Annotated in this window: 14 protein-coding genes and 5 pseudogenes; 11 read left to right on the forward strand and 8 right to left on the reverse strand. The window is 70.3% G+C overall.

All coding sequences use genetic code 11. The features are described 5' to 3' along the window. The first annotated feature begins 256 nt into the window (after positions 1-256). The 4 genes and pseudogenes from UK82_RS28995 to UK82_RS43550 form a co-directional block, all read left to right on the forward strand. Positions 257-4615 carry an SDR family NAD(P)-dependent oxidoreductase gene (locus UK82_RS28995; RefSeq protein ID WP_396230672.1) on the forward strand — a complete coding sequence of 1453 codons (4359 nt, stop codon included), beginning with the start codon at positions 257-259 and terminating at the stop codon, positions 4613-4615. Then, positions 4608-8873, forward strand: a pseudogene (locus UK82_RS29000) (type I polyketide synthase); the annotation flags it as partial. The gene UK82_RS28995 and the pseudogene UK82_RS29000, both read left to right, overlap by 8 nt. A 31-nt stretch (positions 8874-8904) precedes the next feature. Further along, positions 8905-9705: FAD-dependent monooxygenase (locus UK82_RS40890; RefSeq protein WP_255354378.1), on the forward strand; the 801-nt coding region annotated here is incomplete at its 3' end. A 1-nt stretch (position 9706) separates the two neighbouring features. Further along, positions 9707-10401: pseudogene (locus tag UK82_RS43550) on the forward strand (FAD-dependent monooxygenase); the annotation flags it as partial. A gap of 88 nt (positions 10402-10489) precedes the next feature. Here the strand turns inward: UK82_RS43550 and UK82_RS29010 are convergent. The 4 genes and pseudogenes from UK82_RS29010 to UK82_RS29020 all read right to left on the reverse strand — a co-directional run bounded on the left by UK82_RS29010 (position 10490) and on the right by UK82_RS29020 (position 15150). Further along, positions 10490-11521 carry a 3-oxoacyl-ACP synthase III family protein gene (locus UK82_RS29010; RefSeq protein WP_044887980.1) on the reverse strand — a complete coding sequence of 344 codons (1032 nt, stop codon included), beginning with the start codon at positions 11519-11521 and terminating at the stop codon, positions 10490-10492. 531 nt (positions 11522-12052) lie between these two features. Next, positions 12053-12577, reverse strand: coding sequence for an AfsR/SARP family transcriptional regulator (locus UK82_RS43555; protein WP_396230673.1), 525 nt, complete (start codon positions 12575-12577; stop codon positions 12053-12055). Between the two features lie 15 nt (positions 12578-12592). Next, a pseudogene (locus UK82_RS43560) lies at positions 12593-12835 on the reverse strand (winged helix-turn-helix domain-containing protein); the annotation flags it as partial. Positions 12836-13704: 869 nt separating this feature from the next. Continuing rightward, complete coding sequence (locus UK82_RS29020) at positions 13705-15150, reverse strand: MFS transporter (RefSeq protein ID WP_199865512.1); 1446 nt, start codon at positions 15148-15150, stop codon at positions 13705-13707. A 225-nt stretch (positions 15151-15375) separates the two neighbouring features. Here UK82_RS29020 and UK82_RS29025 point away from each other — a divergent pair, with 225 nt between their 5' ends. Next, positions 15376-15948 carry a TetR/AcrR family transcriptional regulator gene (locus tag UK82_RS29025; protein ID WP_199865513.1) on the forward strand — a complete coding sequence of 191 codons (573 nt, stop codon included), beginning with the start codon at positions 15376-15378 and terminating at the stop codon, positions 15946-15948. 240 nt (positions 15949-16188) lie between these two features. On the opposite strand, the gene UK82_RS29030 is transcribed toward UK82_RS29025, so the two are convergent. Continuing rightward, on the reverse strand, positions 16189-17253 hold the full coding sequence (locus UK82_RS29030; RefSeq protein ID WP_044887983.1) for an LLM class flavin-dependent oxidoreductase: 1065 nt from the start codon (positions 17251-17253) through the stop codon (positions 16189-16191). A gap of 783 nt (positions 17254-18036) precedes the next feature. Between UK82_RS29030 and UK82_RS40900 the strand changes: the two genes are divergently transcribed. The 6 genes and pseudogenes from UK82_RS40900 to UK82_RS29055 all read left to right on the forward strand — a co-directional run. Further along, positions 18037-18358: ABC transporter permease (locus tag UK82_RS40900; protein ID WP_236706578.1), on the forward strand; the 322-nt coding region annotated here is incomplete at its 3' end. A 1-nt stretch (position 18359) separates the two neighbouring features. Next, positions 18360-18666 (forward strand): annotated as a pseudogene (locus tag UK82_RS40905) (ABC transporter permease); the annotation flags it as partial. Then, complete coding sequence (locus tag UK82_RS29040) at positions 18663-19403, forward strand: ABC transporter ATP-binding protein (RefSeq protein WP_044887985.1); 741 nt, start codon at positions 18663-18665, stop codon at positions 19401-19403. The pseudogene UK82_RS40905 and the gene UK82_RS29040, both read left to right, overlap by 4 nt. 222 nt (positions 19404-19625) lie before the next feature. Further along, positions 19626-20486: a PhnD/SsuA/transferrin family substrate-binding protein gene (locus UK82_RS29045; RefSeq protein WP_157867000.1), complete on the forward strand. Its 861-nt coding sequence runs from the start codon at positions 19626-19628 to the stop codon at positions 20484-20486. Positions 20487-20517: 31 nt separating this feature from the next. Next, the gene (locus UK82_RS29050) at positions 20518-21114 is read left to right on the forward strand and encodes a nuclear transport factor 2 family protein (RefSeq protein ID WP_044887987.1); all 597 of its coding nucleotides are present in this window, start codon (positions 20518-20520) and stop codon (positions 21112-21114) included. A 108-nt stretch (positions 21115-21222) separates the two neighbouring features. Continuing rightward, the gene (locus UK82_RS29055) at positions 21223-21768 is read left to right on the forward strand and encodes a TetR/AcrR family transcriptional regulator (RefSeq protein WP_044887988.1); all 546 of its coding nucleotides are present in this window, start codon (positions 21223-21225) and stop codon (positions 21766-21768) included. A gap of 100 nt (positions 21769-21868) precedes the next feature. On the opposite strand, the gene UK82_RS29060 is transcribed toward UK82_RS29055, so the two are convergent. The 3 genes and pseudogenes from UK82_RS29060 to UK82_RS43565 all read right to left on the reverse strand — a co-directional run. Further along, positions 21869-22666 (reverse strand): AfsR/SARP family transcriptional regulator, encoded by a 798-nt coding sequence (locus tag UK82_RS29060; protein WP_063897600.1) that lies wholly within the window; start codon positions 22664-22666, stop codon positions 21869-21871. A gap of 181 nt (positions 22667-22847) precedes the next feature. Further along, a partial coding sequence (locus UK82_RS29065; protein WP_236706575.1) for an FAD-dependent monooxygenase occupies positions 22848-23942 on the reverse strand: 1095 nt, incomplete at its 5' end. 1 nt (position 23943) lies between these two features. After that, a pseudogene (locus UK82_RS43565) lies at positions 23944-24329 on the reverse strand (FAD-dependent monooxygenase); the annotation flags it as partial. Positions 24330-24444 lie beyond the last annotated feature (115 nt).

The raw sequence follows: 24444 nt of genomic DNA on the forward strand, positions 1-24444 counted from the left end.
GGTTCCCTGGGAGGGGTCGGGTCCGCGTCGGGCCGCGGTGTCGTCGTTCGGGATCAGTGGCACCAACGCCCACGTCATCCTGGAGGAACCCCCCGCCCTCACGGAGTCCGCCACGGAGCCGGCCACGGAGCCGGCCACGGAGCCGGCCACGGAGCCCGCGACGGAGCCCGCCGCGGAGCCCGCGACGGAGTTCGCCGCGGAGTCCGGCGGGTCGGCCGGCGGGAGCGAGGCGACGGCCGAGCCGGTCGTGTGGGTGATGTCGGCCCGGGGCGAACCCGCGCTGCGAGCCCAGGCCGAGGCGCTGCTCGGCTTCGCCGAGTCGACTCCCGACCTGGACCCGCGCCAGGTCGCCCGGGCGCTGGCCACCACGCGCGCAGCGCTCGACCACCGGGCGGTCGTCGTCGCCGACGGACGGGACGACCTGCTCGCCGGGCTGCGGGCGCTGGCCGGCGGGACGTCCGCGCCGGGCACCGTCAGCGCCTCCACCGTCGACTCCTCGCAGGTCACGTTCGTCTTCCCCGGCCAGGGCTCGCAGTGGCCTGGGATGGCGGTGGAGCTGTTCGGAACCTCGCCGGTGTTCCGGGACGCGCTCGAGGCGTGCGCGGACGCGGTCGGTCGGTACGTCGACTGGTCCCTGCTGGACGTGCTGCGCGCCGTGCCCGGTGCCCCGACCCTGGACCGGGCGGAGATCGTCCAGCCGGCGCTCTTCGCGGTCATGGTCTCGCTGGCCCGCCTGTGGATCTCACAGGGGGTGCGGCCCACCGCCGTCGTCGGGCATTCCCAGGGTGAGATCGCCGCCGCGCACATCGCCGGCGCCCTCACCCTCGATCACGCCGCCCGGATCGTGGCGCTGCGCAGTCAGGCCCTGACCGAGCTGACGCCCGCGGGCGGGATGGCGTCCGTGCTGGCACCCGTCGACCAGGTACGCGCGTGGATCGCCCGGTGGGGGGGCCGGCTCGAGATCGCCGCGGTGAACGGCCCCGCCTCCACGGCCGTGGCGGGACCGGCCGAGGACATCGAGCGCCTGCTGGCCGAGCCCGGCGAGCTGCGGGTACGGCGGATTCCCGTCGACTACGCCTCGCACTCGGCGCAGATGGACCAGGTCCGCGACCGGCTGGTCAGTGCCCTCGCCGGCATCACGCCGCGTGCCACGGAGATCGCCTTCTACTCGGGCGTGACCGGGGACGTCCTGGACCCGACCGAACTGGGTCCGGACTACTGGTTCACCAACCTGCGCGAGACCGTCCAGTTCGAACAGGTCACCCGGACGCTGCTGGACCGGCGGCACCGGTTGTTCGTCGAGTGCAGTCCACACCCGGTGCTGACCGTGGGGTTGGGGGAGACCATCGAGGCCGTGGGGCTCGACGAGGGTCGCGGTCGGGCCGTCACGCTCGGTTCCCTGCGCCGCGACGACGGCGGCCGCGCCCGCTTCCTGCTCTCCCTCGCCGAGGTGTGGGCACACGGCGGCGCCGTCGACTGGACCGCGGTGCTCGGCGAGCCGGACGCCGCCGCGCTCCCAGTCGACCTGCCCACCTACCCCTTCCAGCGTCGCCGGTTCTGGCTCGAGTCGGCCGCGGGCGCCGCCCAGCGCGAGGACGCCGAGAGCCTCGGCCTGGACCGGACCGGACACGAGCTGCTCGGCGCCTTCGTCGAAGGGGTCGACAGCGACGAGGTGATTCTCACCGGCCGGGTGTCGCTGCGCACGCATCCGTGGCTGCGCGACCACGCGGTGGACGGCATCGTGCTGCTGTCCGGCACCACCTGGGTCGAGCTCGCGTCGCGGGCGGGTGCCGCGGTCGCGTGCGGGCGGCTGGCGGAACTGACACTCGAGGCGCCTCTCGTCCTGCCGGAACAGGGGAGCGTGGCCCTGCGGGTCACGGTCGCGGCGCCCGACGTCGCCGGCAGGCGATCGATCACCATGCACGCTCGGGCCTCCGGTGCCGACGCCGATCCGACCTGGCGCCGTCACGGCGCCGGAACGCTCGAACCGGAGCCGGCGGAGGGGGAGGGCGACACCTTCGCGCGGGTCTGGCCGCCCGAGGGAGCCCAGCAGCTGGAGGTCGCCGACGCCTACGATCGGCTGGCCGAACACGCACTGGACTACGGCCCGGCGTTCCAGGGCCTGACCGCCGGCTGGATCCGCCGCGACGAGGTCTTCGCGGAGGTCGGCCTGTCTCCCGAGGAGACTGTCCGGGCCGCCACGTACGGGGTGCACCCGGCGCTGCTCGACGCCGCGCTGCACGCGCTCGCGCTGACGGGGCTGTCCGGTCCCACCGGGAGTGGAGACACCTCGGCACCCGCGTCGGCCGGCGGGACCGTGCCGCTGCCGTACTCCTGGTCGGGCGTGTCCTGGCACCGGACGGGCGCGACGACGTTGCGGGTACGGCTGCGCCCGACGGGGCCGGACACGTTCGCGGTGTCGGCGGTCGACGACGCCGGCGACCCGGTCATCACGATCCGCGAGCTGCTGGTCCGCAGGGCCCCGCTCGAGGAGCTCCGCCGGCTCGCGGTCACCTCCCCCGCCGAGCTGTTCACCCTCGAACGCAAGCCGGTGCCGCTGGCCGTCGGGCAGGCGCCCGCCGGACGGTGGGCCGTCCTGGAACCCGGCGCGGGCGAGATTCTCACGCGGTTCGAGGCCGAGGGACTGGCCGTCGACCGGTATGACGACCTCGGCGCGCTGCGGGCGGCGCTGGCGCAGGGAGCGCCCGTGCCCGCGGTCGTGTTCGTCGCGGGTACCGCCGCGGCCGACAGCGGCGGCCACGCCGACGCCGACGCCGACGGCGACGGCCACGAGCGGAAGATCACCGCCCCGCCGGTCACCCACCGCGCTCTCGACCTTGCGCGTTCCTGGTCCGCCGACGCCGGCCTGACCGAGGCCCGGCTTGTGATCGTCACCGGCCCGCTGGTGGAACCGACGTCCGCCGGTGCGCCGGCAGAGGCACCCGGCGGCGCGCCCACCGGCCTCGCCGCCGCTGCGATCCGGGGCCTGATCCGCAGCGCCGAAGCCGAGAACCCGGGTGCCTTCGTCCTGCTCGACCTGGACGCGGCCCCGGCGTCCGTCGCCGCGGTCTCGGCGGCACTGGCGACCGGCGAGCCCGAACTGGTGATCCGCGACGGGGTCGCGGCCGCACCACGGCTGGTGCGGATCCCCCCGCCGTCCGCGCCGTCCGCGCCGTCCGCGCCGTCCGCGCCGTCCGCGCCGTCCGGGTCGGACGGAGGTGCTGGTCACCCGGTCTGGGACGCCACCGGCACGGTGCTGATCACCGGCGGCACCGGCGGCCTCGGCGCCCTGCTCGCCCGCCATCTGGTCACCGCGCACGGGGTGCGCAACCTGCTCCTCGTGAGCCGTCGCGGCCTGCTGGCACCGGGGGCCGACGGCCTCGTCGCGGACCTGGCGGAGCTCGGCGCCCGGACGACGGTGGTGGCGGCCGACGTCGCCGACCAGGCTGCGCTGGCCGAGCTGATCGCGGCGATCCCCCCGCAACACCCGCTCACCGCGGTGATCCACGCGGCAGGCGTGCTGGACGACGGCGTCCTCGAGTCCCTGACTCCCCAGCGCCTGGACGCGGTGATGCGGCCGAAGGCCTACGCGGCCTGGCACCTGCACCGGCTGACCGCGCACCTCGACCTGCGGGCGTTCGTGCTGTTCTCCTCGTTCGCCGGCATCCTCGGTAGCCCGGGACAGGCCTGCTACGCGGCGGCGAACGCCGTCCTGGACGAGCTCGCGGCCCTGCGCCGGGAACGGGGCCTGCCCGCCGTCTCGCTCGCGTGGGGGCTGTGGGAACCGGCCAGCGGCATGACGGCCGGCCTGGGACAGGCGGACCGGGCCCGGATCGCCCGCGCCGGGCTCGTTCCGATGTCCGCCGAGACCGGGCTCGCGTTGTTCGACCGGGCGTTGTTCGACCGGACGGTGTCCGACCGGACGGTGGCGGCAGACCATGCTCTCGTCGCCCCACTGGCGCTCGACCCGCGGACGCTGCGGGCCCAGGCCGACGAGCGGACCCTGGCGCCCTTCCTGGCGGCCCTGGTCCCGCCGGCACCGCGCCGCCGGTCCCAGGCCGGACCGGCCGGGCACCTGCGCCGGTTCGCCACGCTGACGGGGGTGGAACGGGAACAGGCCCTCACCGACCTCGTCGTCGCGACGGTGGCCGCGGTGCTCGGCCACCGGTCGGCCCGCGAGATCGACCCCCAGCAGACCTTCGCCGAGCTCGGGATGGACTCGCTCACCGGGGTGGAGCTGCGCAACCGGCTGAGCCGAGACACCGGGCAGCGGATGCCGGCGACGGCGATCTTCGACTATCCCACCCCGTCCCGACTGGCCGGGTATCTGCAGGCGACGCTGGACGCGGGCGGCCCGGTCGCCACGCAGCCCGCCACGGCGGACCTGACGGAACTCGAGGCGGCGCTGTCCGCCGCCGCGCCGCAGGCCCGTCTCACGATCGTCAGTCGGCTGCGCACGCTGCTTGCGCGCTGGGAGGACATTCCTTCCCCCCGCGCGGAGAACGCCGCCGACAGAATTCAGTCGGCCGATACCGCGGAAATATTCTCCTTCATCGACAACGAACTTGGTCGTCTGCCGCAGTCCGCCCACGGGAACAGGGATCTCGATGCCTGACGAAGAGAAGCTCGTTGAATATCTGAAATGGGTGACGGCGGATCTGGCCCGCACCCGTCAGCGTCTTACCGAGGTGGAGTCCGAACAGCACGAGCCCATCGCGATCGTCGGGATGAGCTGCCGCTTCCCCGGGGACGTGTGGAGTCCGGAGGATCTGTGGGACCTGGTGGCCGGGGGGCGGGACGCCATCACACCCTTTCCCGCGGACCGCGGCTGGGACGTCGACGCGCTCTACGACCCAGATCCCGACTCGGACGTCGGCGGCACATCGGTGACCCGGCACGGCGGATTCCTGCACCACGCCGACGAGTTCGACGCCGGGCTGTTCGGCCTCAGCCCGCGGGAGGCCCTCGCGACCGATCCCCAACAACGCCTTCTGCTCGAGACCGCCTGGGAGGCGTTCGAACGGGCGGGCATCGACCACACCACGTTGCGGGGCAGCCGGACCGGTGTGTACGCGGGCGTGATGTACGACGACTACGCCTCCCGGCTCGGGCGGCCGCCGCGCGAGTACGAGGGATTCATCGGCAACGGCAGCGCCGGCAGCGTCGCCTCGGGTCGCCTCGCGTACACCTTCGGCCTCGAGGGGCCGGCGATCACCGTGGACACAGCGTGTTCCTCGTCGCTGGTCGCCGTCCATCTCGCCTGCGGCGCGCTGCGCCGAGGAGAGTGCTCCCTCGCGCTCGCCGGCGGTGTGACGGTGATGGCCACCCCCGGCCTGTTCATCGAGTTCAGCCGTCAGCGCGGCCTGTCGTTCGACGGGCGGTGCCGGTCGTATGCGGCCTCGGCCAACGGCACCGGGTTCGGAGAGGGGGTCGGCCTGCTGGTGCTGGAGCGGCTGCGCGATGCCCAACGCGCCGGGCATCGCGTGCTGGCGGTGGTCCGCGGCTCGGCCGTGAACTCCGACGGCGCGAGCAACGGGCTCACCGCGCCGAACGGGCCCGCCCAGCAGCGGGTTATCCGCGACGCCCTGGCCGACGCCCGGCTGGAACCCGCCGATGTCGATGTCGTCGAGGGCCACGGCACCGGAACGACTCTGGGTGATCCGATTGAGGCGCAGGCGCTGCTGGACACCTACGGCCAGCGCGGCACCGGCGAACCGCTCCGGCTGGGCTCGGTCAAGACGAACATCGGCCACACCCAGGCCGCGGCCGGTGTCGCCGGGATCATCAAGATGGTCATGGCGATGCGGCACCAGACCCTGCCGCGCAGCCTCTACGCGGACGAGCCGACGCCGCATGTGGCCTGGTCCGACGGGGCAGTCGCGCTGCTGACCGAGAGTCTGGACTGGCCCGCGCCCGCCGGCCGGCCCCGCCGGGCCGCGGTGTCCGCGTTCGGCATCAGCGGAACCAACGCGCACCTCATCCTGGAGGAACCGTCGCCCGCCGGGCAGCCCACGCCAGACGACGTACCCTCGCCGCGACCGTCCATCGACTCACCCGCCGCGCCGTCGTCCGCTCCCGGCCCGCAGACCGACCGGACCGTCCAGCCCCGCGTGTTCGCCTTCCCCGTCTCGGGGCACAGCGACGAGGCTCTGCGGGCCCAGGCGGAGCGGCTGCGCGGGTTCGTCGCCGACCACCCCGACGTCGCGCTGGCCGACGTCGCGCACGCGTTGACCACGACCCGCCCCCTGCTCGGCCACCGGGCCGCCGTCGTCGCCGGCCGGTCCGACGACCTGATGCGAGGCCTCGCGGCACTGGGACACGGCGAGTTCGATCCCAGCGTGGTCGGGCCGACCGCGGCACGCCCCGCGGGACGTACGGCGTTCCTGTTCACCGGCCAGGGCAGCCAGCGCTCAGGCATGGGCCGCGACCTCCACGCGGAGGATCCAGTCTTCCGTGAGGCGCTGGACACGGTGTGCGCCCAGTTCGACCCCCACCTCGACCGGCCGCTGCGGGAGGTGATGTTCGCTCCGGCCGGCCATCCCGACTCGCGGCTGCTCGACGAGACCCGCTACACACAGCTCGCCCTGTTCACGCTGGAGGTGGCGCTGTATCGGCTGGTGGAGGACCGGGGCCTGCGACCGGACCTGATGATCGGGCATTCGATCGGTGAACTCGCGGCGGTCCACGTCGCCGGGGTCCTGGGGCTCGAGGATGCCTGCGCGCTCGTCACGGCCCGGGCCCGGTTGATGCAGTCCATGCCGGCCGGCGGCGCGATGATCTCGGTGCAGGCGGCTGAGGACGAGGTCCTTGAGATGATCGACGGGCGGCAGGAGCTGGTCGGCATCGCCGCGATCAACGGCCCGCGGAACATCGTGATCTCCGGAGACCGGGACACCGCCCTGGACGTCATGCGCTCGCTGCGCGGCCGCGGCCACCGGGCGAAGCGGCTGCGGGTGAGCCACGCGTTCCACTCGCCGCACATGAACGGCATGCTCGACGAGTTCAGTCGGGTGGCGCGGACGCTCACGTTCCATACCCCGCGGATCCCGGTCGTCTCCAGCGTGACGGGCGACCGCGTGACGCTCGACGAGCTGCGCTCGCCCGGGTACTGGACGCGGCAGGTGCGCCAGGCCGTCCGCTTCGACGACGGCGTGCGCACCCTGCTCGGCCTCGGCGTGGAGGCCTTCGTCGAACTCGGGCCGGCAGCCGTGCTCACGGCGCTCGTCCAGGACCGTCTGCAGACCACGGCCGCGCCGGGGGCGCCGGACGCACTGCTCGTTCCCCTGCTGCGCGCGGACCGGCCCGAGCAGATCTCGATCACCTCCGGCCTCGCGGCGGCCCACCTGCGTGGGCTCGTCCCGGCCGTATCGACGGTGCGCGGCGACGGGCCCCCCGCCCCGGTCGACCTGCCGACGTACGCGTTCCGGCGGACTCGGTACTGGCTGCACGCGGAGCCGGCCGCGGCGGCCGCGTCGACCTCGCAGGACGCGGAGTTCTGGGCCGCTGTCGACCGGGGGGACGCGTCGGACCTCGCGGTGACGCTGGGAATCGACACCGAACGGCAGTCCGCCGTCGAGGCGCTGCTGCCGACGCTGACGGCGTGGCGCCAGCAGCGGAACTGGCGCTACCGGGTGACCCGGCACTCGCCGCAGGACGGTCTCCGCCTCGTCCGGGCCGGCCGGCCGCGGGCGGGCAGGCGCTGGGTACCGCGGGGCGCGGTCGTCGTCGCCGGGACGGCCGAGGGACTCGGCGGGGTCGCCCTGCGCTGGCTGGCCCGCCACGGCGCCGACCATCTCGTGCTGCTGACCCCGGACCCGCACACCTCCGCGGTGCGGGCTCTCGAGGCGGAGCTGGCCCGCCACGAGGTCCCCTTCGCGGCCCTGGACATCAACCTGGCGGGCGGTGTCGACCTGGCCGGTCGCGACGTGGCCGCGACGGTCCCGCTGTCCGTCGTGGTGTGCGCCGGGGACCTCCCCGACGGCGGCGAGGCGCTGGCCAGCCTGGCCGCGCTGCCGCGGGATCCGGTGCGCGCCGAGTCCACGGCGGCGCCACTCGGCACCGGGGCGGGCGCGCCGGTCGCCGTGCTCGTCGTCCTCGCTCCGCTGCCGGCGGAGTTCGCCACCACCGGCAGCCCCGCCACCGCCGAGAGCCCCGCCACCGCCGAGAACCCCGCCACCGCCGAGAACCCCGCCACCGCCGAGAGCATCGTGTCGGCCCAGGTCGAGGAGATGGTCGCCCGACGCCGAGCCGACGGCCGGCCCGCGTTGGCCGTGGCCTGGGCCCCGTGGCCGGGACCGGACCTCGATGCGGCGGCGGCTCCCGGGCTGCGCCCGCTCGCGTCGGACCTGGCGATATCGGTGCTGGAGGAGGCCACCAGCGACCAGGAGCCGGTCCTGGTCGTCGCGGACATCGACTGGGAGCGGTTTCCCGCCGATCTGTCCGTGCCGTTCTTCGCCGGCGTGCCCGAGGTCGCCCGCCTGCAGGCGGGCGCCGGGAACGCGGCCGCGCCCACGGGGCCACGGCTGCTCGACCAGCTCGCGGACGCAGACGAAGCCGAGGCCACGGCACTGCTGACAGAGGCCGTACGCGGATGTGTGGGTGGGGTGCTCGGCTATTCCGCGGACACCCCGGTCGCCGCCGACACGAGCCTGCTGGATCTCGGCCTCTCCTCGTTCACCGCGCTGGAACTCGGTAACCGACTGCGGGCGGCCACCAGCCTCGACGTGCCGGCCAGCGTCATTTTCGACCATCCCACGGCCGAGTCCCTGGCCGGCTATCTGCGGGATCGGCTGGCGACGGCGACGGCGGATCCGTCCGCCGCCGTCCCACCGGCAGACGCGAACTCCCCAGGGCGGTCAGCGCCCATCCACTAGTCCGGCATCCCAGCTGTCGAAAGGAATTTCCATGAGTGGCACGGTGGTGATAGTCGGCGGTGGGCCGGCTGGCCTGATGCTCGGCTGCGAGCTCCGTCTCGGTGGTATTGAGACGATCATCCTGGAGCAGCGACGTGAGGCACCTGCGGCCTCTGGCGGAATGGCTGTCCACGGCCAGACCATGAAGGTCCTCAAGGAGCGCGGATTCGCCGAGCGTATCCACGGCGAGGGGATCTTCCCCTGGCCTCGGACGCCTTTCGCGCTCCTGTGGCTGGACATCAGCTCGGCGAAGCCGGAGGAGCTCACCTACGTCTATCCGCAGTGGCGGCTCGAGCGTCTGCTGGAGTCGCGGGCGGTCGAGCTGGGCGTCGATCTGCGCCGGGGTCACCGAGTGATCGGAGTCGAACAGGACGCCGCCGGGGTCACCGCCAGGGTGGCGGCCGGCGACGAGGTCTATCAACTCACCGGTGACTACCTGGTCGGCTGCGACGGTCCCGACAGCGCGGTCCGGAAGGCCGCCGGGATCACGTCTGCGGTGCTCGGGAACAGCTACTACGGCGTGTGGGGCGACCTGGAGCTGACCCCGGGTACCGACTACCCGTTCGAGTCGGGTGTCTACGACCGGGGCATCTTCGGGGCCATGCCGCTCGTGACCGGCGGCCTGCGGCTGATGTCCATCGAGTTCGACGAGACCGGCCCGACCGAGGAGCCGGTGACCGAGCAGGAGCTGTTCGAGAGCATGCGCCGGATCACCGGTGGCGCCCCGACAACCGGGAAGATCAGTCATCTCGGCCGGTTCGGCGGGCCGGTGAGTATCGCCGACCGCTATCGCNACGGGCGGATCCTGCTCGCCGGCGACGCCGCCCACTCGTTCTTCATCTCCGGCACCCAGGGGGTCAACACCGGAATACAGGACGTGGTCAACCTGGGCTGGAAACTGGCCGCGACGCTGCGCGGATGGGCGCCCGCCGATCTGCTCGACACCTACGAACTGGAACGTCATCCGGTGGGCCTGCGGATGTGCCAGCACGCCCAGGCGACCATGGGGCTGCTCTACCCGTTGGACCGCATCGCCTACCTGCGGGACATCGTCAACGATCTGATCGGCATCGACGGAGTCAGCAAGCACCTGCTCGACATCACCACCGCGGTGCGGTACCCGTTCGAGGATGCGACCCAGTCCGGCGCCGGGCCGGACCATCCGCTACTGGGCTGGCCCGTACCCGACGCGACGTTGGTGATCGGCGACCGGGTCGAGTCCGTGGCGACGACCCTGCACGCCGGGCGCGGGGTGCTGCTCGACCTCTCCGCGGGCGCCGCCGACCTGACAGGGATCGCCGACTGGAGCGGTCGGGTCGACCTGACGGTGGCCGACCCCATCCCCGACGTCGACGCGGCGACCCTGCTGATCCGCCCGGACGGACACGTCGCCCATGCCGACGCCGACGGCACGGACGCCAAGGGCCTGCGGGAGGCACTCGCCCGTTGGTTCGGGACGCCCGCGCCGGCAGGAGCGGGCACGCCGTGACGCCCCGCCGGGCCGGGTCCCGACCGGGACCCGGCCCGGCGGCGCCGGGGACCGTCGCGGCCGGGCCCGGCGCCGTGCCTGGGGATCATCACAGGGCTTCGAACACGTATCCAGCCTGGATCCACTTGCTCGACTCCACCGCGATGCCGAGTGCTCGGTCGCCCGGCGCCATCTCGGCGAGGGCCCGCTCGATCTGGAAGAAGGGCAGCGCGTTGCCGGTGTTTCCGGTCTCGGTCACGCAGGAGACCTCTTCCGCGCTCGGCACCCCCAGCGCTTCGACGATGCGGGGCGTCATCCGGCCGGAGAGCTGCGGCGGCAGCAGGTAGTCGAGATCGGTCTCTTTCCACCCGAGGTCGTCGAGAAGCATGTGCAGGGTCTCGACCGCCATCGGGGGCACCGATTCCTCGATCATCTTGTAGTTCTCGCTGGCCGGCGGACGGTCGCTGTCGCGGTCGGCGAGCCCGTACCACTCCAGCGACTGCCCCGGCTCACGGCCGAGCCCCGTGAGCCGGGTGACCACTCGGCGGATCACGGCCCGTCCATGGTCGGGCGATGTGCCCAGCACGACCGCGCCGGCCGCGTCCCCGAAGAGGATGAGGTTGACCAACTGCGCCGGCGGCATGCTTGTGACGTCGAGATCGACGTCGAAGTGCTTCGCCGTCGTGTCGCCGCCCAGGACGAGCGCCGTGCGGTACGCGCCGGTCTGCAGGAAGTGGTGGGCGACCTCCAGTGCCTGGACGGCCCCGGAGCAGCCGGACTGGAGCTGATAGGTGGGGACGCGGTTGATCCCGATCCGGTCGGCGACGATGTTGACGGTCGCGGGCATGAGCATGTCCGGGGTCGAGGTACCCATGACGATGAGCTCGATGTCCGCCGGGCTGATGTTCGCCGCGGTGATCGCGTGCCGCGCCGCCGTCGTCGCGAGGTCGGCCAGCGAACAGTACTGCTCGCCGGTGTCCAGGTCACGGGCCAGATGGCGGGTACGGGTGCCGATGAAGGTGTCGACCCACTGCTCCCACACCGAATCCATGCGGAAAAGTCTCGCCAGACGGGCGTTGTCGACCGGGGCGCCCGGAAGAGCGGTTCCCGCAGACATGATCCGGATCTCCGTAGACTCCATGCCAGAACAATGCAATCTCGCCCTAAAGCGGCCCTAGGTCATTGCTGAGTTTCCGGGCCCGGTCGGAATGGTCGGCCAGGGTGCGAGGCTCGCGGAGCATCGGTGACCCGGCGCGCGACGCCGCGGCCGAGCGGCAGACGCGTCAAAGCTCGGTGCCGGGGCCCCGGACGGTGGGCAGCCGGCGACGAGGTCCACGGCAACGACCCGCCCTGCGCGCTGCCCTCGCCCGCCGCGGGAGTTCTTCGCCAGCCGCCCGTGTCCCCACCCCTGCCCAGACCCGCCTGGATCAACCGGCCGGCGGCCGGAAACAACCAGCTCGGCAATTCCTGGAGGATCCTGCCTTGAACAGGTTGACGACGTCCGCGGCATGGGCGGTTAATTCAACTTTCCACATCGGGGAGAGGAACATGAGGAATGGTCCCTTCCGTCCGAATGGACGGGGCGCCGGTGGTCCTCGCGGCGCGTGACCGGCTGCTGCCAGGACGGCTCGAGATATCGCCACGACCCGTGGCCACCTGCGGCGGCGACTACTTACAGGCCGACTCGCTGGCGAATGATGGGTGTCCTGATACCACGTATTTCGCACGTTTCGTCCAGAATTGACTGGCGAATACGCTGGAAGCCGTCGCCAGGTTCCACGGCGAGTTCCCGGGTGATGGTGCTCCAGCCGCGGTCGTAGACGCTCAGAGCCTCCGCTCTGCGCTCCGATCGGCACAGGGCGATAATCAGGAGTTGATAGAACGACTCGCGGAGGGGATACTCGGCTATGAGCGAGTAGAGCTGGCTGAGGCTTTCGTGGTGTCGCTGTAGTCCAAGCTTCGCCTCGATCAGCGTCTCCAGGCACACCAGTCGGGATTCCTCGAGCCAGGTGATATGATCATTGATGATAAAGCCGCCCTGAAGCCCACCGAGCGCGGAGCTGCGCCACCGACTCAAGGCCGATTCGCATTCCGTGACGGCCTGGGCGTAGTTGTCGAGATGAAGATGCTGGCATCCTCTGCTCAGCTCCTTCTGGAAGAGGTGCAGGTCGAGTGTGTCGGTGCCCAGCTGCAACATGTACCCTGGGGATCNAGTGACCACCGGGTTGCTCGACTCGCCGGAGACGCACAGGAACTTCCGTACCTGGGAGACGTAGACGTACAGGGCGGCCGCGGCACACCGGGGCGGACGCCCGTTCCAGAGTTCGGCGACCAGCTGATCGGCGGGGACCACCTGGCCGGCGCGGATCAGTAGTGTCGCGAGCAGGATTTTGACCTTGGGTACGCTCAGGGAGTGGTCACCGGACTCGGTGACCACTCGTAGTTCTCCCAACATCTCGTAGCGCCTCACGACGACCTCCCTTCTGTCTGGGTGCACGCGGGTGAGGATGCGCGTCCGGAACTCGTCAACCGGCTGGTTCGGGTCCTTCTCCACCCGGAGATTCTCCAGCTCCCGGCCCGGCACGCTGATCGCTGGCCGGCCCTTCGGTCCTGGCGGCCTGGCCGGCGCCTCACGCTAATCCGTGTGCGTGCCCACAGCTTGTCATCGGGCGAGAACGTGCTTCTCTCGCCACCCGCAAGGATCGTAAGACGACTGGAGATGCCCGCCTTACCTCATGCTGGCAGGAAGAGACCTGACCTGGCCCGGCACCTGAGGTGGGGGTGGGCCGGACCGCAAAGTGCCACGCCATCAGTATAGATGACGTGGCGGCCCTCAGCGACGTTATGTTCTGTAATACTACAGCAATGTAACGCTCGGTTTCCGGCCTCATGTGATCAATGAAAGGGGTAGTTTTCTCACCTGTGGTTATGGGTGCTGTCCGTCGGGGTGTAAGGATGCGCCGGCCGGTCGACCTGCACAATCTGTAGTGTTGCGTGACAAGTGTCACTTGATAGTTGAATCATTGTTCTTCTTGCTGCTCTGTGGTGTGGCTAGCTCGCGGGACACGGATGTTCGTGGTGTTGGTCGGGGCAGCGGACGGGCGCGTCCACCCGGGCTCGGCGCCCGCCTCGGCCGGCCCGGGCCTTCGCCGGGGTCGAGGGGCGCGACCTTGCCGTTCGTCAGCCGACCGCCCGTCGCCCCCGCGGGCCGCCCCACATCGAGATCAGGCCGCCGAACAGGCGGACTCCATGACCGACATCCGTGGGTGCATCACTCGGGTCAGGGAGTGCGCACGTCGTGGGGCCCGGGACGCAAGCCGCCCGCTATCCCGCCGCGGTGGAGTCCGCCGGGGTCTCGACGGGATACTTGGCGGGGACGGCCTCCTGCGATGCTGTCGCCCGCGTCCGCAGCGCGATGATCGCCACGAGGAGAGCTGCCCCCACGAACACCAGCGACGCTGTGAACGCGCCGCTCATTCCTTCGAACAGCGAGTAGCGACCTACGTCGCCGGGGGCGAGGTCGGTGGGCAGATGTTCCTGGGCATGCCGGCTCGAGGACGCGAAGACGGTGACCAGGGTGCTGACCCCGAGGGAGAAGCCCACCCACTGCATCGCTTCGAGAAGGCTGGAACCCGCGCCGGACTCCTCCGGCCGAAGGTTGGACAGGGTCACCGAACTCAGCGCGGTGAAGGCGAGTCCTGAGCCGGCACCGAACAGCAGTGTGGGACCGAGTACACCGTTGAGGTAGCTTGTGGAGAGATCGACACGGGAAAGCCAGACCATGCCGCAGAAGACCATGGCCGCGCCCACGACGACGAACACGCGAGTGCCGACCCGTTCGAGGAACTGGGCGGCGATGGTGCCACCCGTCATGATGGCGAACGCCATGGGAAGAAAGGCGAATCCGGCGCGCAGCGGCCCGAAGTCGAGGCCGTTCTGCAGAAGCTGGGTCACGAAGAAGTTCATGCCGGCCATGGTGGCGGTGAGGGCGAGCAGGTCGAAGTACCCGGCTCCCCGGCTGCGGTTCTTGAAGATTCCCAAGGGGACGATCGGCTGGTCGGCCCGTGCTTCGACCACGATGAAACCGGCCAGCAGGATGACTGCCAGGGCCAGGGTGCCCTCGGTGACCCAGTTGCTCCACCCGTCCGAGGCCGCGTGGAGCAGGCCGTAGACGAGTGACGTCATCGCCGCGACCGACAGGAACGCGCCGGGGAGGTCGAAACGCCCCGGATGGCGTTCCGCCTCGTTGATGAACAGGGGCACCAGGAGGAGGACCGCGACCGAGATCGGGACGTTGATGAACATCACCCAACGCCAGGAGGCCCACTCGGTGAGCATGCCGCCGAGAATCAGCCCCAGGGCGAGGCTGGCCGCGTATGCCCCTGACACTGCGCCGAAGGCCCGGTTGCGGGTGGGTCCTTCCTCGAAGTTCGACGTGATCAGCGCGAGGGCGTTGGGCGCCGCGAACGCCGAGGCCGCTCCCTGGGCCGCTCGGGCGGCCAGCAGCCAGCCCGAGGACGGCGCGAGGCCGCCGAGCAGGGAAGCCACGCCGAAGATTCCGAGCGCGGCCATGAAGACCCGCCGCCGACCGAGGATGTCGCCGGCGCGGCCACCGAGCAGCAGCAGGCCGCCGAAGGCGATGGTGTAGGCACTGCTGACCCAGGCCAGGCTGGACGAGGAGAAATGCAGCGCCGAGCGGATGTGCGGCAGGGCGATGTTCACGACGGTGGCGTCCAGGCCGACGATGAACTGGCAGCACACGATGATCATCAGAGTGATCGTGGGATGGCCTGGTCTCCGGGCCCGGGGTGGACTCGACAGTACTGTTGATCCACTGGACATGCTGCTCTCCGCGGGTCCATAGTAGCGGGTGTCAGATAGTTCTAGTGAACGGCTGCGTCTACTATATCGGTGGGCGTCTGCCAGGGCAACCGGTCAGTGACGTCTCGATAGGGAAGTTGCCCAGTGGCACAGTCCTCCCCAGTGGCCGCCCCGGTGCGGAGTCGCCGGCGCGGAGAGGCGCTTGAGCAGGCGATCCTCGAGGCAGCCCATCAGATCCTGCGCGAGGACGGCTACTCGAAGCTGACCATGGAAGGCGTCGCGGCCGCCGCGGGTACGGGGAAGGCGGCGCTGTACCGGCGCTGGGCCGACAAGGACACGCTGGTGACCGCGGTCCTGCAGAGCGTGCTTCCGTCTCCCCAGCAGCTCCGGTTGACGGGAGATGTTCGCGAGGACCTGCTACTGATCATGTGCTGCATCCGGAACGCCATCGGCCTGACGAACGGGGCGGCGTTCGACATCGTGCGCCACGAGGGCCCAGGCTCGGGTGGGCTGGTGCACAAGGCGGTGGGGCAGCGGGTCCTCGATCCCTGCCGGCGCGAAATCCTGGCCGTTCTGACCCGTGGGATAGCCGAGGGCTCCGTCCGCCCGGGCACCGCGACACCGTTGATCGCCGACGTCGGTCCAGGGATGATCATTCAGCATGTGGTGGTCGTCGGGACGGACGTCCCGGAGCCGTTCGTCGTTTCCGTCGTGGACGAGGTTCTCCTGCCACTCATCCGGGCCTGACCGGCCGGCGGCAGGAGGGCTCCCCGCAGTCGGGCAGAGCCACGAACACCCTGCCCAGCAGCTTGATCCATGTCGACATCGCAGGGCTTGGGGACCTTGTCACCGAGCCGGCCCCCGGGCGGGCCGCCGCCCGCCACCGCGATTCCCGCTGACGTGCCGCGCACCCGGACGGGCTCAGGCCGTTGTCGGTGGCGTCCTCGCCATCGGGCGGCGCGCGGGGCCGGCCAGGTCAGACATCCGTCAGGCGGTCTCCGCGGCCTGGGCGACGACGGCCGGCTCCCGCGACGCGGAGCCAAGCAGCTCGGCGAACAGTTCGTACGAGCGCACCCGTTCGGCGGGGTCCTGGATCATCGTGTGCAGCATCAACTCGTCCAGCCCAGTGGCATCGACCAGTGCCTCGAGCTGCTGCTTGAGCTGCTCGGGGCTGCCGATGAGCTGCGGCCCGAGGACCTGCTGCATCATCGTGGCCTCGTCGGATGACACCGGTACCTGGATCTCGGCCGCCATGGCCGCGCTGGGGAAGGGCCGGTTGATCCCGCGCAGGCTCAGCGCGAAGGCCACCCCCAGCGGTCCCGCGAGGAACTCCGCGTGCTCCTGGGTGTCGGCCGCGATGCCGACGGCGGCGACCACCGCGTACGGCTGTGCGAACTGGGCCGACGGGCGGAAGCTGCGCCGGTAGATGTCCAGCGAGGCCACGGTCGCTGACGGGTTGAAATGATGGGCGAAGGCGTATCCCGCGCCGAGCCGACCCGCCAGCTGAGCGCTCTCCCCGCTGGAACCGAGCACCCACACAGGTACCTCGTTCTCATCGGCGGGCAGGGCCTGGATCCCCCCGTGGCCGCTGCCGGCCTGGGCCAGACCGAAGTAGTCGAGCAGTTCCTGGAGGTGGGCGGGGAACTCCGCGGCGGCGTTCGGGCCGGTCGCGCGGCGCAGAGCGCGGGCGGTGGCCGGATCGGTGCCGGGAGCCCGACCGATACCGAGATCGATGCGGCCGGGGTAAAGCGCCTCCAGGGTGCCGAACTGCTCGGCGACCACCAGCGGCGGGTGGTTGGGGAGCATGACCCCGCCGGAGCCGATCCGGAGTCGGCTGGTCCGTCCCGCCAGATGGCCGATCAGGATCGCGGGCGCGGTGGCGGCGACGCCCGGCTGATTGTGATGCTCCGCCACCCAGTAGCGGCGGTATCCGAGTCGCTCCACCGCGACGGCCAGATCCAGGGCACCACGAACCGATTCGGTCGCGGACGAGCCGTGCCATACAGGGACCGTGTCGAGTACGGACAGGGGTATTCCCTGGAAATTGCTCATTGTGGGTTCTCCGTTGTCTCATCAACAGATGTGCCGGCGCGCCGACGAGGGCACCGATGGCGGATGTGCTGCCGCCATGCCGACGTTGAATCACGAGCCAGGTCCTCGCAAGGGTATGGAGAATGACATCACTGCGCAACCAGGCAGATCAGGAGGGGGTCGGCCGGAATCGGGAAGACTCCTGCCTGTCGAACCGGTTCGAGACGGTCGACGAGCGCGTGTCCTGCCTTGGTCGCATAGGTCAGGTGGACCGCGACCTGCGCGTTCTCTATCCGTCCCGCGGTACCGGTGTACTTGCGTAGGGGGTGTCATCCGCGCCGAGTACAGCGCCTCGGTCGGCGGCTCGTGAAGCTCGGGCGCCGTCGGCCGGGGATGGCTCCTCGCGCCCGGCGCGGGCCACGACGGGACGTGGGGCGGCGGTCTCGCCACCGCCGCCCAGCCCGATCCCTTCCGGGAACCACGCGCTCCACTGGGATCACGTTCCGTATAAATTCTGATACATAGGGTGAGATTGGCGCGGGTACACGTACGGCTACAGAGAACACATGGTTGCATGCGGTGAGAAACCACAATTTGCCGACGAACTTAGTGGGATCTTGCTAGATTCCGGAGGGTGACTCCACTACCGACCCTCTCGATCGTGTGAGCAGGCGACTCGGCTCCCTCGGGCGCCGCGCTCTGGTGCCGTTCCTGCTGCTCCTCGCCTGGCAGCTTCTCGCCAGCGGGGGAGCGATCGACGAGCGGCTGTTCTCGTCACCCGCCCACACCGCTCACGCTCTGTGGATGCTGACGACGAACGGCACTCTCGCGAGCAACGTCCTCGTGTCCCTGCGGCGGTCGGCGATCGGCCTGCTTCTGGGAGTGTCCACCGCCGTGGCGCTCGCGACCGTCTCAGGGTTGTGGCGGCTCGGGGAAGAGCTTGTGGACTCCACCATCCAGATGGTCCGTACCGTGCCCGTGTTCGCGCTGACCTCGGTCTTCGTGGTCTGGTTCGGTCTCGGGGAGCTGTCCAAGGAGCTCCTCATCGCCATGGCCTGCTTCTTCCCGGTGTACCTGAACGTCCACGGCGGCATCCGCAACGTGGACCGCCGGCTGGTGGAGATGGNCGTCGCGATGGGCAAGGGCCGACGGCAGATCATCCGCCACGTCGTGCTGCCGGGCGCGATGCCGCAGACGCTCGTCGGGCTTCGCTACTCGTTGTCGATCTCGGTGCTCGCGCTCGTCGTCGCCGAGACGTTGAACACCACGAGCGGCCTCGGGTACCTGATGGCCAACGCCCAGCAGTACCTCGACACCGACGTCATCTTCGCCTGCGTGGTCGTGTACTGCCTGATGGGAATCACCGCGGACCTCGTCGTTCGCGTCCTGGAGTGGCGGACGCTGGCCTGGCGGACGGGAGTCGGCAACCGATGACCTCATCGACGACGCTACGTCAGGAATCCGTGCGCGAGACGCGGGCCCCCGTCGAGGTCCGCGGCCTGCATCGCGCCTATGGCGCCCGTCAGGTGATCCGGGGCCTCGACCTGCGCGTGCAGGCGGGTGAGTTCCTGTGCCTGCTCGGCCCGAGCGGCTGCGGGAAGACGACGCTGCTGCGCACCCTGGCCGGGCTGGACGCCGCGGACGCCGGCGAGGTCGATGTGCCCACGCAGGTCGCCATCGTGTTCCAGGAGCCGCGGCTGCTGCCGTGGAAGCGGGTCGACTTCAACGTCCGGTTCGGCGTGGCGGGCACTCGCGGTGCTCGCGCGCAGGCGTTGGCCGCACTCGAGGAGGTCGGGCTCGCGGATCACGCCGACGCCTGGCCCGGGACGCTCTCGGGCGGGCAGGCGCAGCGCGTCGCGCTCGCCAGGGCGCTCGTTCGCGAGCCCCACCTGCTGCTCCTCGACGAACCGTTCGCCGCGCTCGACGCCCTCACCCGGATCCGTATGCAGGCGCTCGTCCGCGAACTCGTGGACCGCCACCGCCCGGCCACCGTGCTCGTCACGCACGACGTCGAGGAGGCGATTCTCCTCGGCGACAGGGTGCTCGTCATGGCCGAGGGGCGCATCGTGCGGGACTCGGACACCACGGGCATCACCCGTGACGCGGCGGACGCCGTCGCGCTCGACGTGCTGCGGCGCGACCTCCTGCGGGAGCTCGGCGTCGGCGGCTGAAGCTCGGCTGTCACCACCAACATCCACATCAGGAACTAGCGAAACCGGAGAAGCGTGATGCTCTCGGCCGCTCCCGTACGGCGAGCGATCGCCCTGGTCGGACTCGTCGCCGCGTTCGCGCTCGCCGCGGGCTGTGGGTCCAGCGGCGGGACACCGCCGTCGTCAGCCGCGGCCACAGTCCAACCGGCGCCGACGACCGATCTCGGCGGTGTCACGCTCAGAGTGGCCAACGGCGCGCCGTGGCAGTCGCAGCTGACCGCCGCCGGCCTCGCGAACACGCCATACCAGGTGAAGCCGGTCGCGGCCCCGACCGCCAAGGACATCGCCGCGGCCTTCGCGTCGGAGCGGGCGGACGTCATCATCTTCAGCGACGTCGCGTTCGCGGGATACGCCGCCGCCGACCTGCCGGTCAGCATCGTTCATGCCATCCAGCGGCCCACGAACGTCTGCGGCGTCATCGTTCCGAAGGACTCCACGATCACCAGCATCGCGCAGCTGCGGGGCAAGACCGTCGGCAACGGGGTCGGGCAGGCATCAGAGCTCGTCGCCATCCGCGCGTTCCAGCGCGTGGGTCTCGACTTCGGCAAGGACGTCCACCGTGTGGACCTCACGTCGCCGGCCGATGTGCAGGCCGCGTTCCTCAGCGGGCGCGTGGATGCGCTGGCCGCCTGCACACCCCCGGCCGCCTCGCTCGTTCAGGAGGGCCGCGCGCGGTGGCTCGCCAACGGCGACAACGGGCTGTGGGACGCCCATCTCTTCTGGGGCCTTTCCCACAAGGTCCTGAACGACCCGCGGAAGCTGGGCGCCGCCCTCGACTACATCCGACGCGTGGACCGATCGTTCGTCTGGGGCAACACCCATAACGACGAACTGGTGGCCGCGCAGGCGAAGACCCTGGGCATACCGGTCGCGCAGGCGAAGCTGGCCTACGCCGGACGGACGTACGGCATCCCGATCACAGGGCAGGTCGTCCAGAGCCTTCAGGCGACCTACGACTCGCTGGCCACCCTGGGCCGGATACCCGCCGACAAGAAGGTGGCCGGTCTGTTCACCGAGCGTTTCAACCCGAATCTCCAGGCCTGACGGCGACACCGACCACCAGGGAGAAGAGCTGATGACGACGCCAGCCGGTCGACACGACGACCTCGAACGCAGCCTGCGGGAACTTCTCGACAAGCAGGCCATCCGCGAGGTGTGCCTCATCTATGCGCGCGCGACCGAGCGCCGCGACGCCGAGGCCCTTGCCACCGTCTTTCACGACGACGCGATCTACGAGCATTTTCAGGCGCCCCCCGCCAGAGCCAACGGGAGCGCACGCGAGTTTGCGGACAAGATGGTGGCGGAGATGCGGGCCGCACCGATCAAGGTCAAGGGCCTGATGATCCCCAGCACGCTGGTCGAGCTGGAGGGCGACGTGGCGTTCGCCGAGTCGCTCGGGCTCAGTCTCAATCCGATGGAAATCAACGGCGAGCAGGTGACCTATCTGCGAACCCTGCGTTACCTCGATCGCTTCGAGCGTCGCGACGGAGAGTGGCGCATCGCCCATCGCATCGTTCTGCACGGGGGATACGAGCGCTTCGAGGCGGCGGCGCCGTCGCCGTTCGTGGAACACTTCGCCCCCGGGGGGCAGAGTCTCTCCCACCCCGACGACCTGCTCTACCAGATGCGGGAACGGCTGCGTCCCGAGGCCGTACCCACCGCCGGTGTCTGATCGGGGAAGGTCCACCCCGACAGCCGACGTCGGCGGTCCGCACGTGGTGCCCGTCCGTCGTCACCTTGAGGAGGCCAGGCGGAGAGTACTCCCCGGTATTCTCTAGGCATGCGCGTCGATGCCCGCCGCAACCGCGAGCGGCTGCTCACCGTTGCCGGCGTCCACTTCGCCGAGCACGGGACGGGCGCCTCGCTGGAGAACATCGCGCAGGACGCCGGCGTGGGGATCGGCACGCTCTACCGTCACTTCGAGACCCGCCAGATGCTCATCGAGGCGATGCTGCAGACCAGCTTCGAACGCCTGGTGGAACGGGGCAACGAGCTGGCGGGCAGCTCCACCCCGGTCGACGAGTTGACGCAGTGGTCTCGATGGCTCATCGCGGCGGCGATGTCCTACCCGAACATGGCCGCGTGGACAGCCAGGATCATTCACAGTTCGGCGACGCTGGGGGCGGTGTGTGCCGAGCTCACCAGCATCACCGAGCGGTTGCTGGCACGCGCCCGCGCGGCCGGTACCGTTCGGCCCGACACCCGAGCGGATGATCTCGTGAGTCTCGTCAACGCCGTCGCCTGGGCGGCGCAGCAGCCGCCGGTAGATACCGAGCGTGCCGAGCGTCTGCTCGGCGTGCTGCTTGACGGACTACTTGCTCGTTAGCTCCACCGCGCCCACGGTGGTCGGACTGGCCGGCGCCGGGATCGGCAGGCGCGGACGTCACGACGGCGAGCCGGCCCCGATCCACGCCTCGCGGTGTCGGTCATCGCCGTCGATCGCGGGAGAACACGGTCCGGGCCATCTCGGAGACGGCGCCCGATCGCGACTCACCCCTGCAGGCGCGAGGCATCCTGGAGTGGAGATCGAGGCCCTCGTCGGCCTGAAGAATCGCCTGCTGCAGATCCCGCAGCGGTCGACTGGGTTCCAGGCCGAGGTCCCGGTGGAAGATATCCCGGACGGTCTGGTAAACCTGGAGGGCTTCCACCTGTCGGCCCGACCGGTAGAGCGCCAGCATCAGCCGGTGGTGAAAAGTCTCGCGCAGCGGATGGTCGTTCGTGAGGGCGATCAGCCGACGGACCAGTTCGGGGTGGCGACCCAGCGCCAGATCCGCGTCGAGGGAGAGCTCGATGCACTCCAGCCGGGTCTCCTCGAGCCATCCCAGGAATCCGCTCACGATCGGGCCGGCCTTCAGATCGCCGAGGGCGGGACCGCGCCACAGGCCGAGGGCAGCCGTCAGACATCGTGAGGCCTGCGCATAGCTGCCCTCGGCAAGGTGTCTCTTCCCCTCCTGAACTCTCCGCTCGAACAGGGTGAGATCGAGATCGTCCGGCTCCATCTGCAGCAGGTAGCCCGGATGTCGGGTGACGATCGGGTTCTTCGTCTCGGCCGGCAGAGCGAGTATCTTGCGCAGATTCGAGACATACACGTGCATCGAGGCGATCGCCCGCCGCGGCGGGTCGTCGCCCCACAGTTCGGTCGTCAGCTGGCTGAGGGAGACCACATGGTTTGCTCGGACCAGGAAGACAGCGAGCATGATCTCGACCTTGCGCGCACTGATCATGATCTCGCGGTCTCCGTCAAGTATCCGGAGAGGTCCGAGGACGGAGTACCTCACTGCGCCTCCTCAAGCACCACGATTCACGGAAACGGCGGCTACCGAGCCACGGTGGTTCCACGGTCTCAGAAGAAGATATCTTAGATGTTGCTCCCGAGCTTCACGAAGTCAGCCGTCCGATAATTCCTCAGGAAATAGTTGCGGGAACACCGAACCAGGCCGCGAGGGCCTGTCGGAGGCTCTCGGGATCACCGGTCGGATCGGCATGGACTACGTATCCGTCCGGGCGTACCAGCAGCACCGCGGCCGCTACACCCGCGGGTCGCGGCATGATCGTGGGATCAACCCGGCCCTCCCAGTCGGCCGCGGTCGCCTTCGGCGACTCCTCTTCCTCCCAGCTGAGCAGGAGACCACGGCCCTCGAACAGCGGCGAGACACCCCCGTTCGCCGCCGTGGCGCTTGCCACCACGTCGTCGGGAACAGTCCTGCCCAACAGAGAGGACTCCCCGGGATCGGTACCGAAGACCGTAACGTCATAACGGATTCCGACGCCGGTCACCATGTCGGTGAGATACCGGTTGACGGCCTCGAGACGCACCAGCTCGCCGAGCAGGCCCCGCAGCGGCTCCAGTCGGTCGAGCGGGTGCAGCAGGGCATCTTGGGCCCGGGTGTTCCAGCAGACCCGAGCACCCACTGGGCGACGCTCCGCCTCGTAGGTGTCCAGCAGCCCGGGCGTCGCCCATCCGTTCACCTGGGCGGCGAGCTTCCAGCCGAGGTTGAGTGCGTCCTGAATCCCGGTGTTGAGACCCTGCCCACTGACCGGAAAATGGATATGACAGGAGTCGCCGGCCAGCAGGACTCGGCCCTCACGATAGCTGTCGGCCAGGCGGGTGGCATTACCGAAGCGAGACAGCCACCGTATCTCTCCCGTGTTCAGGATCCCGAGCTCCGAACCGGAGACCCGTTTGAACTTCTCCTGGAACTCCTGCACGGTCGGTTCCACGCCGTCGCGGCTGCCCTCGACGCCCAGCTCCAGGGCGGTCACCCGATAGAGCTCCGGGCCCAGCGGGACCACGGCGAACATGCCGTTCTGGTTCAGCGTAGGGCTGACGAATCCCTGCTTGTCGGCAGTGATCACGTCCGCGGTGAGGCCGTTCGCCGTCGACGACGTCCCCGGAAACCCGATACCGGCAAGTTTCCGGACCGTGCTGCCGCCGCCGTCGCAGCCCACCACGTAGTCCGCCCGGAGCTGGTAGACGGTGCCGTCCTCCTGCTCGACGGTNACGTCGACGCCGTCCTGGTCCTGCCGAAGCCCGACCACCGTCTGACCCCGACGGATGTCCGCACCGAGCGAGGCGGCACGTTCCTCGAGCCTGCGCTCGATGTCACGCTGCGGGACCAGCAGGGGCAGAAGTGACGGGTCGATGTAGTCCTGGATCTCGATGAGACCGAAGTTGTAGGACGGCACCGGTGGGTAGCCCTCGAACCAGTGCAGCCCGCGCTGCTCGAAGACCTGAGCGGACCGGGCATGCAATGTCAGCGAGCGTGAGTACCCGGACGGCTCGGCGAAACGCTCCAGAAGAATAGTGGGCACCTTGTGCAGCCTGAGTTCACTGGCAAGCATGAAACCAGTAGGTCCGCCACCGACAACGACTACGTTCCCGCTCAAGTCAACCTCTCATCCTCGGATAACGAGGTCCGACCCGCCACTGTCGGGCTCGGTGCCTCCTCCGCCATCCGTCATCGACCCTGGTCAGATCCCGGTGAAACGCGGCCCGTTGAGC

Source organism: Frankia sp. ACN1ag (genome assembly GCF_001414035.1).
GTDB lineage: Bacteria > Actinomycetota > Actinomycetes > Frankiales > Frankiaceae > Frankia > Frankia torreyi.

Excerpts from the sequence above, each read along its gene's own strand:
- UK82_RS28995 (WP_396230672.1), top strand. The coding sequence starts at position 257 with ATGTCGGCCCGGGGCGAACCCGCGCTGCGAGCCCAGGCCGAGGCGCTG.
- UK82_RS29010 (WP_044887980.1), bottom strand. The coding sequence starts at position 11,521 with ATGGAGTCTACGGAGATCCGGATCATGTCTGCGGGAACCGCTCTTCCG.
- UK82_RS43555 (WP_396230673.1), bottom strand. The coding sequence starts at position 12,577 with ATGTTGCAGCTGGGCACCGACACACTCGACCTGCACCTCTTCCAGAAG.
- UK82_RS29020 (WP_199865512.1), bottom strand. The coding sequence starts at position 15,150 with ATGATCATCGTGTGCTGCCAGTTCATCGTCGGCCTGGACGCCACCGTC.
- UK82_RS29030 (WP_044887983.1), bottom strand. The coding sequence starts at position 17,253 with ATGAGCAATTTCCAGGGAATACCCCTGTCCGTACTCGACACGGTCCCT.
- UK82_RS29040 (WP_044887985.1), top strand. The coding sequence starts at position 18,663 with ATGACCTCATCGACGACGCTACGTCAGGAATCCGTGCGCGAGACGCGG.
- UK82_RS29050 (WP_044887987.1), top strand. The coding sequence starts at position 20,518 with ATGACGACGCCAGCCGGTCGACACGACGACCTCGAACGCAGCCTGCGG.
- UK82_RS29055 (WP_044887988.1), top strand. The coding sequence starts at position 21,223 with ATGCGCGTCGATGCCCGCCGCAACCGCGAGCGGCTGCTCACCGTTGCC.
- UK82_RS29060 (WP_063897600.1), bottom strand. The coding sequence starts at position 22,666 with ATGATCAGTGCGCGCAAGGTCGAGATCATGCTCGCTGTCTTCCTGGTC.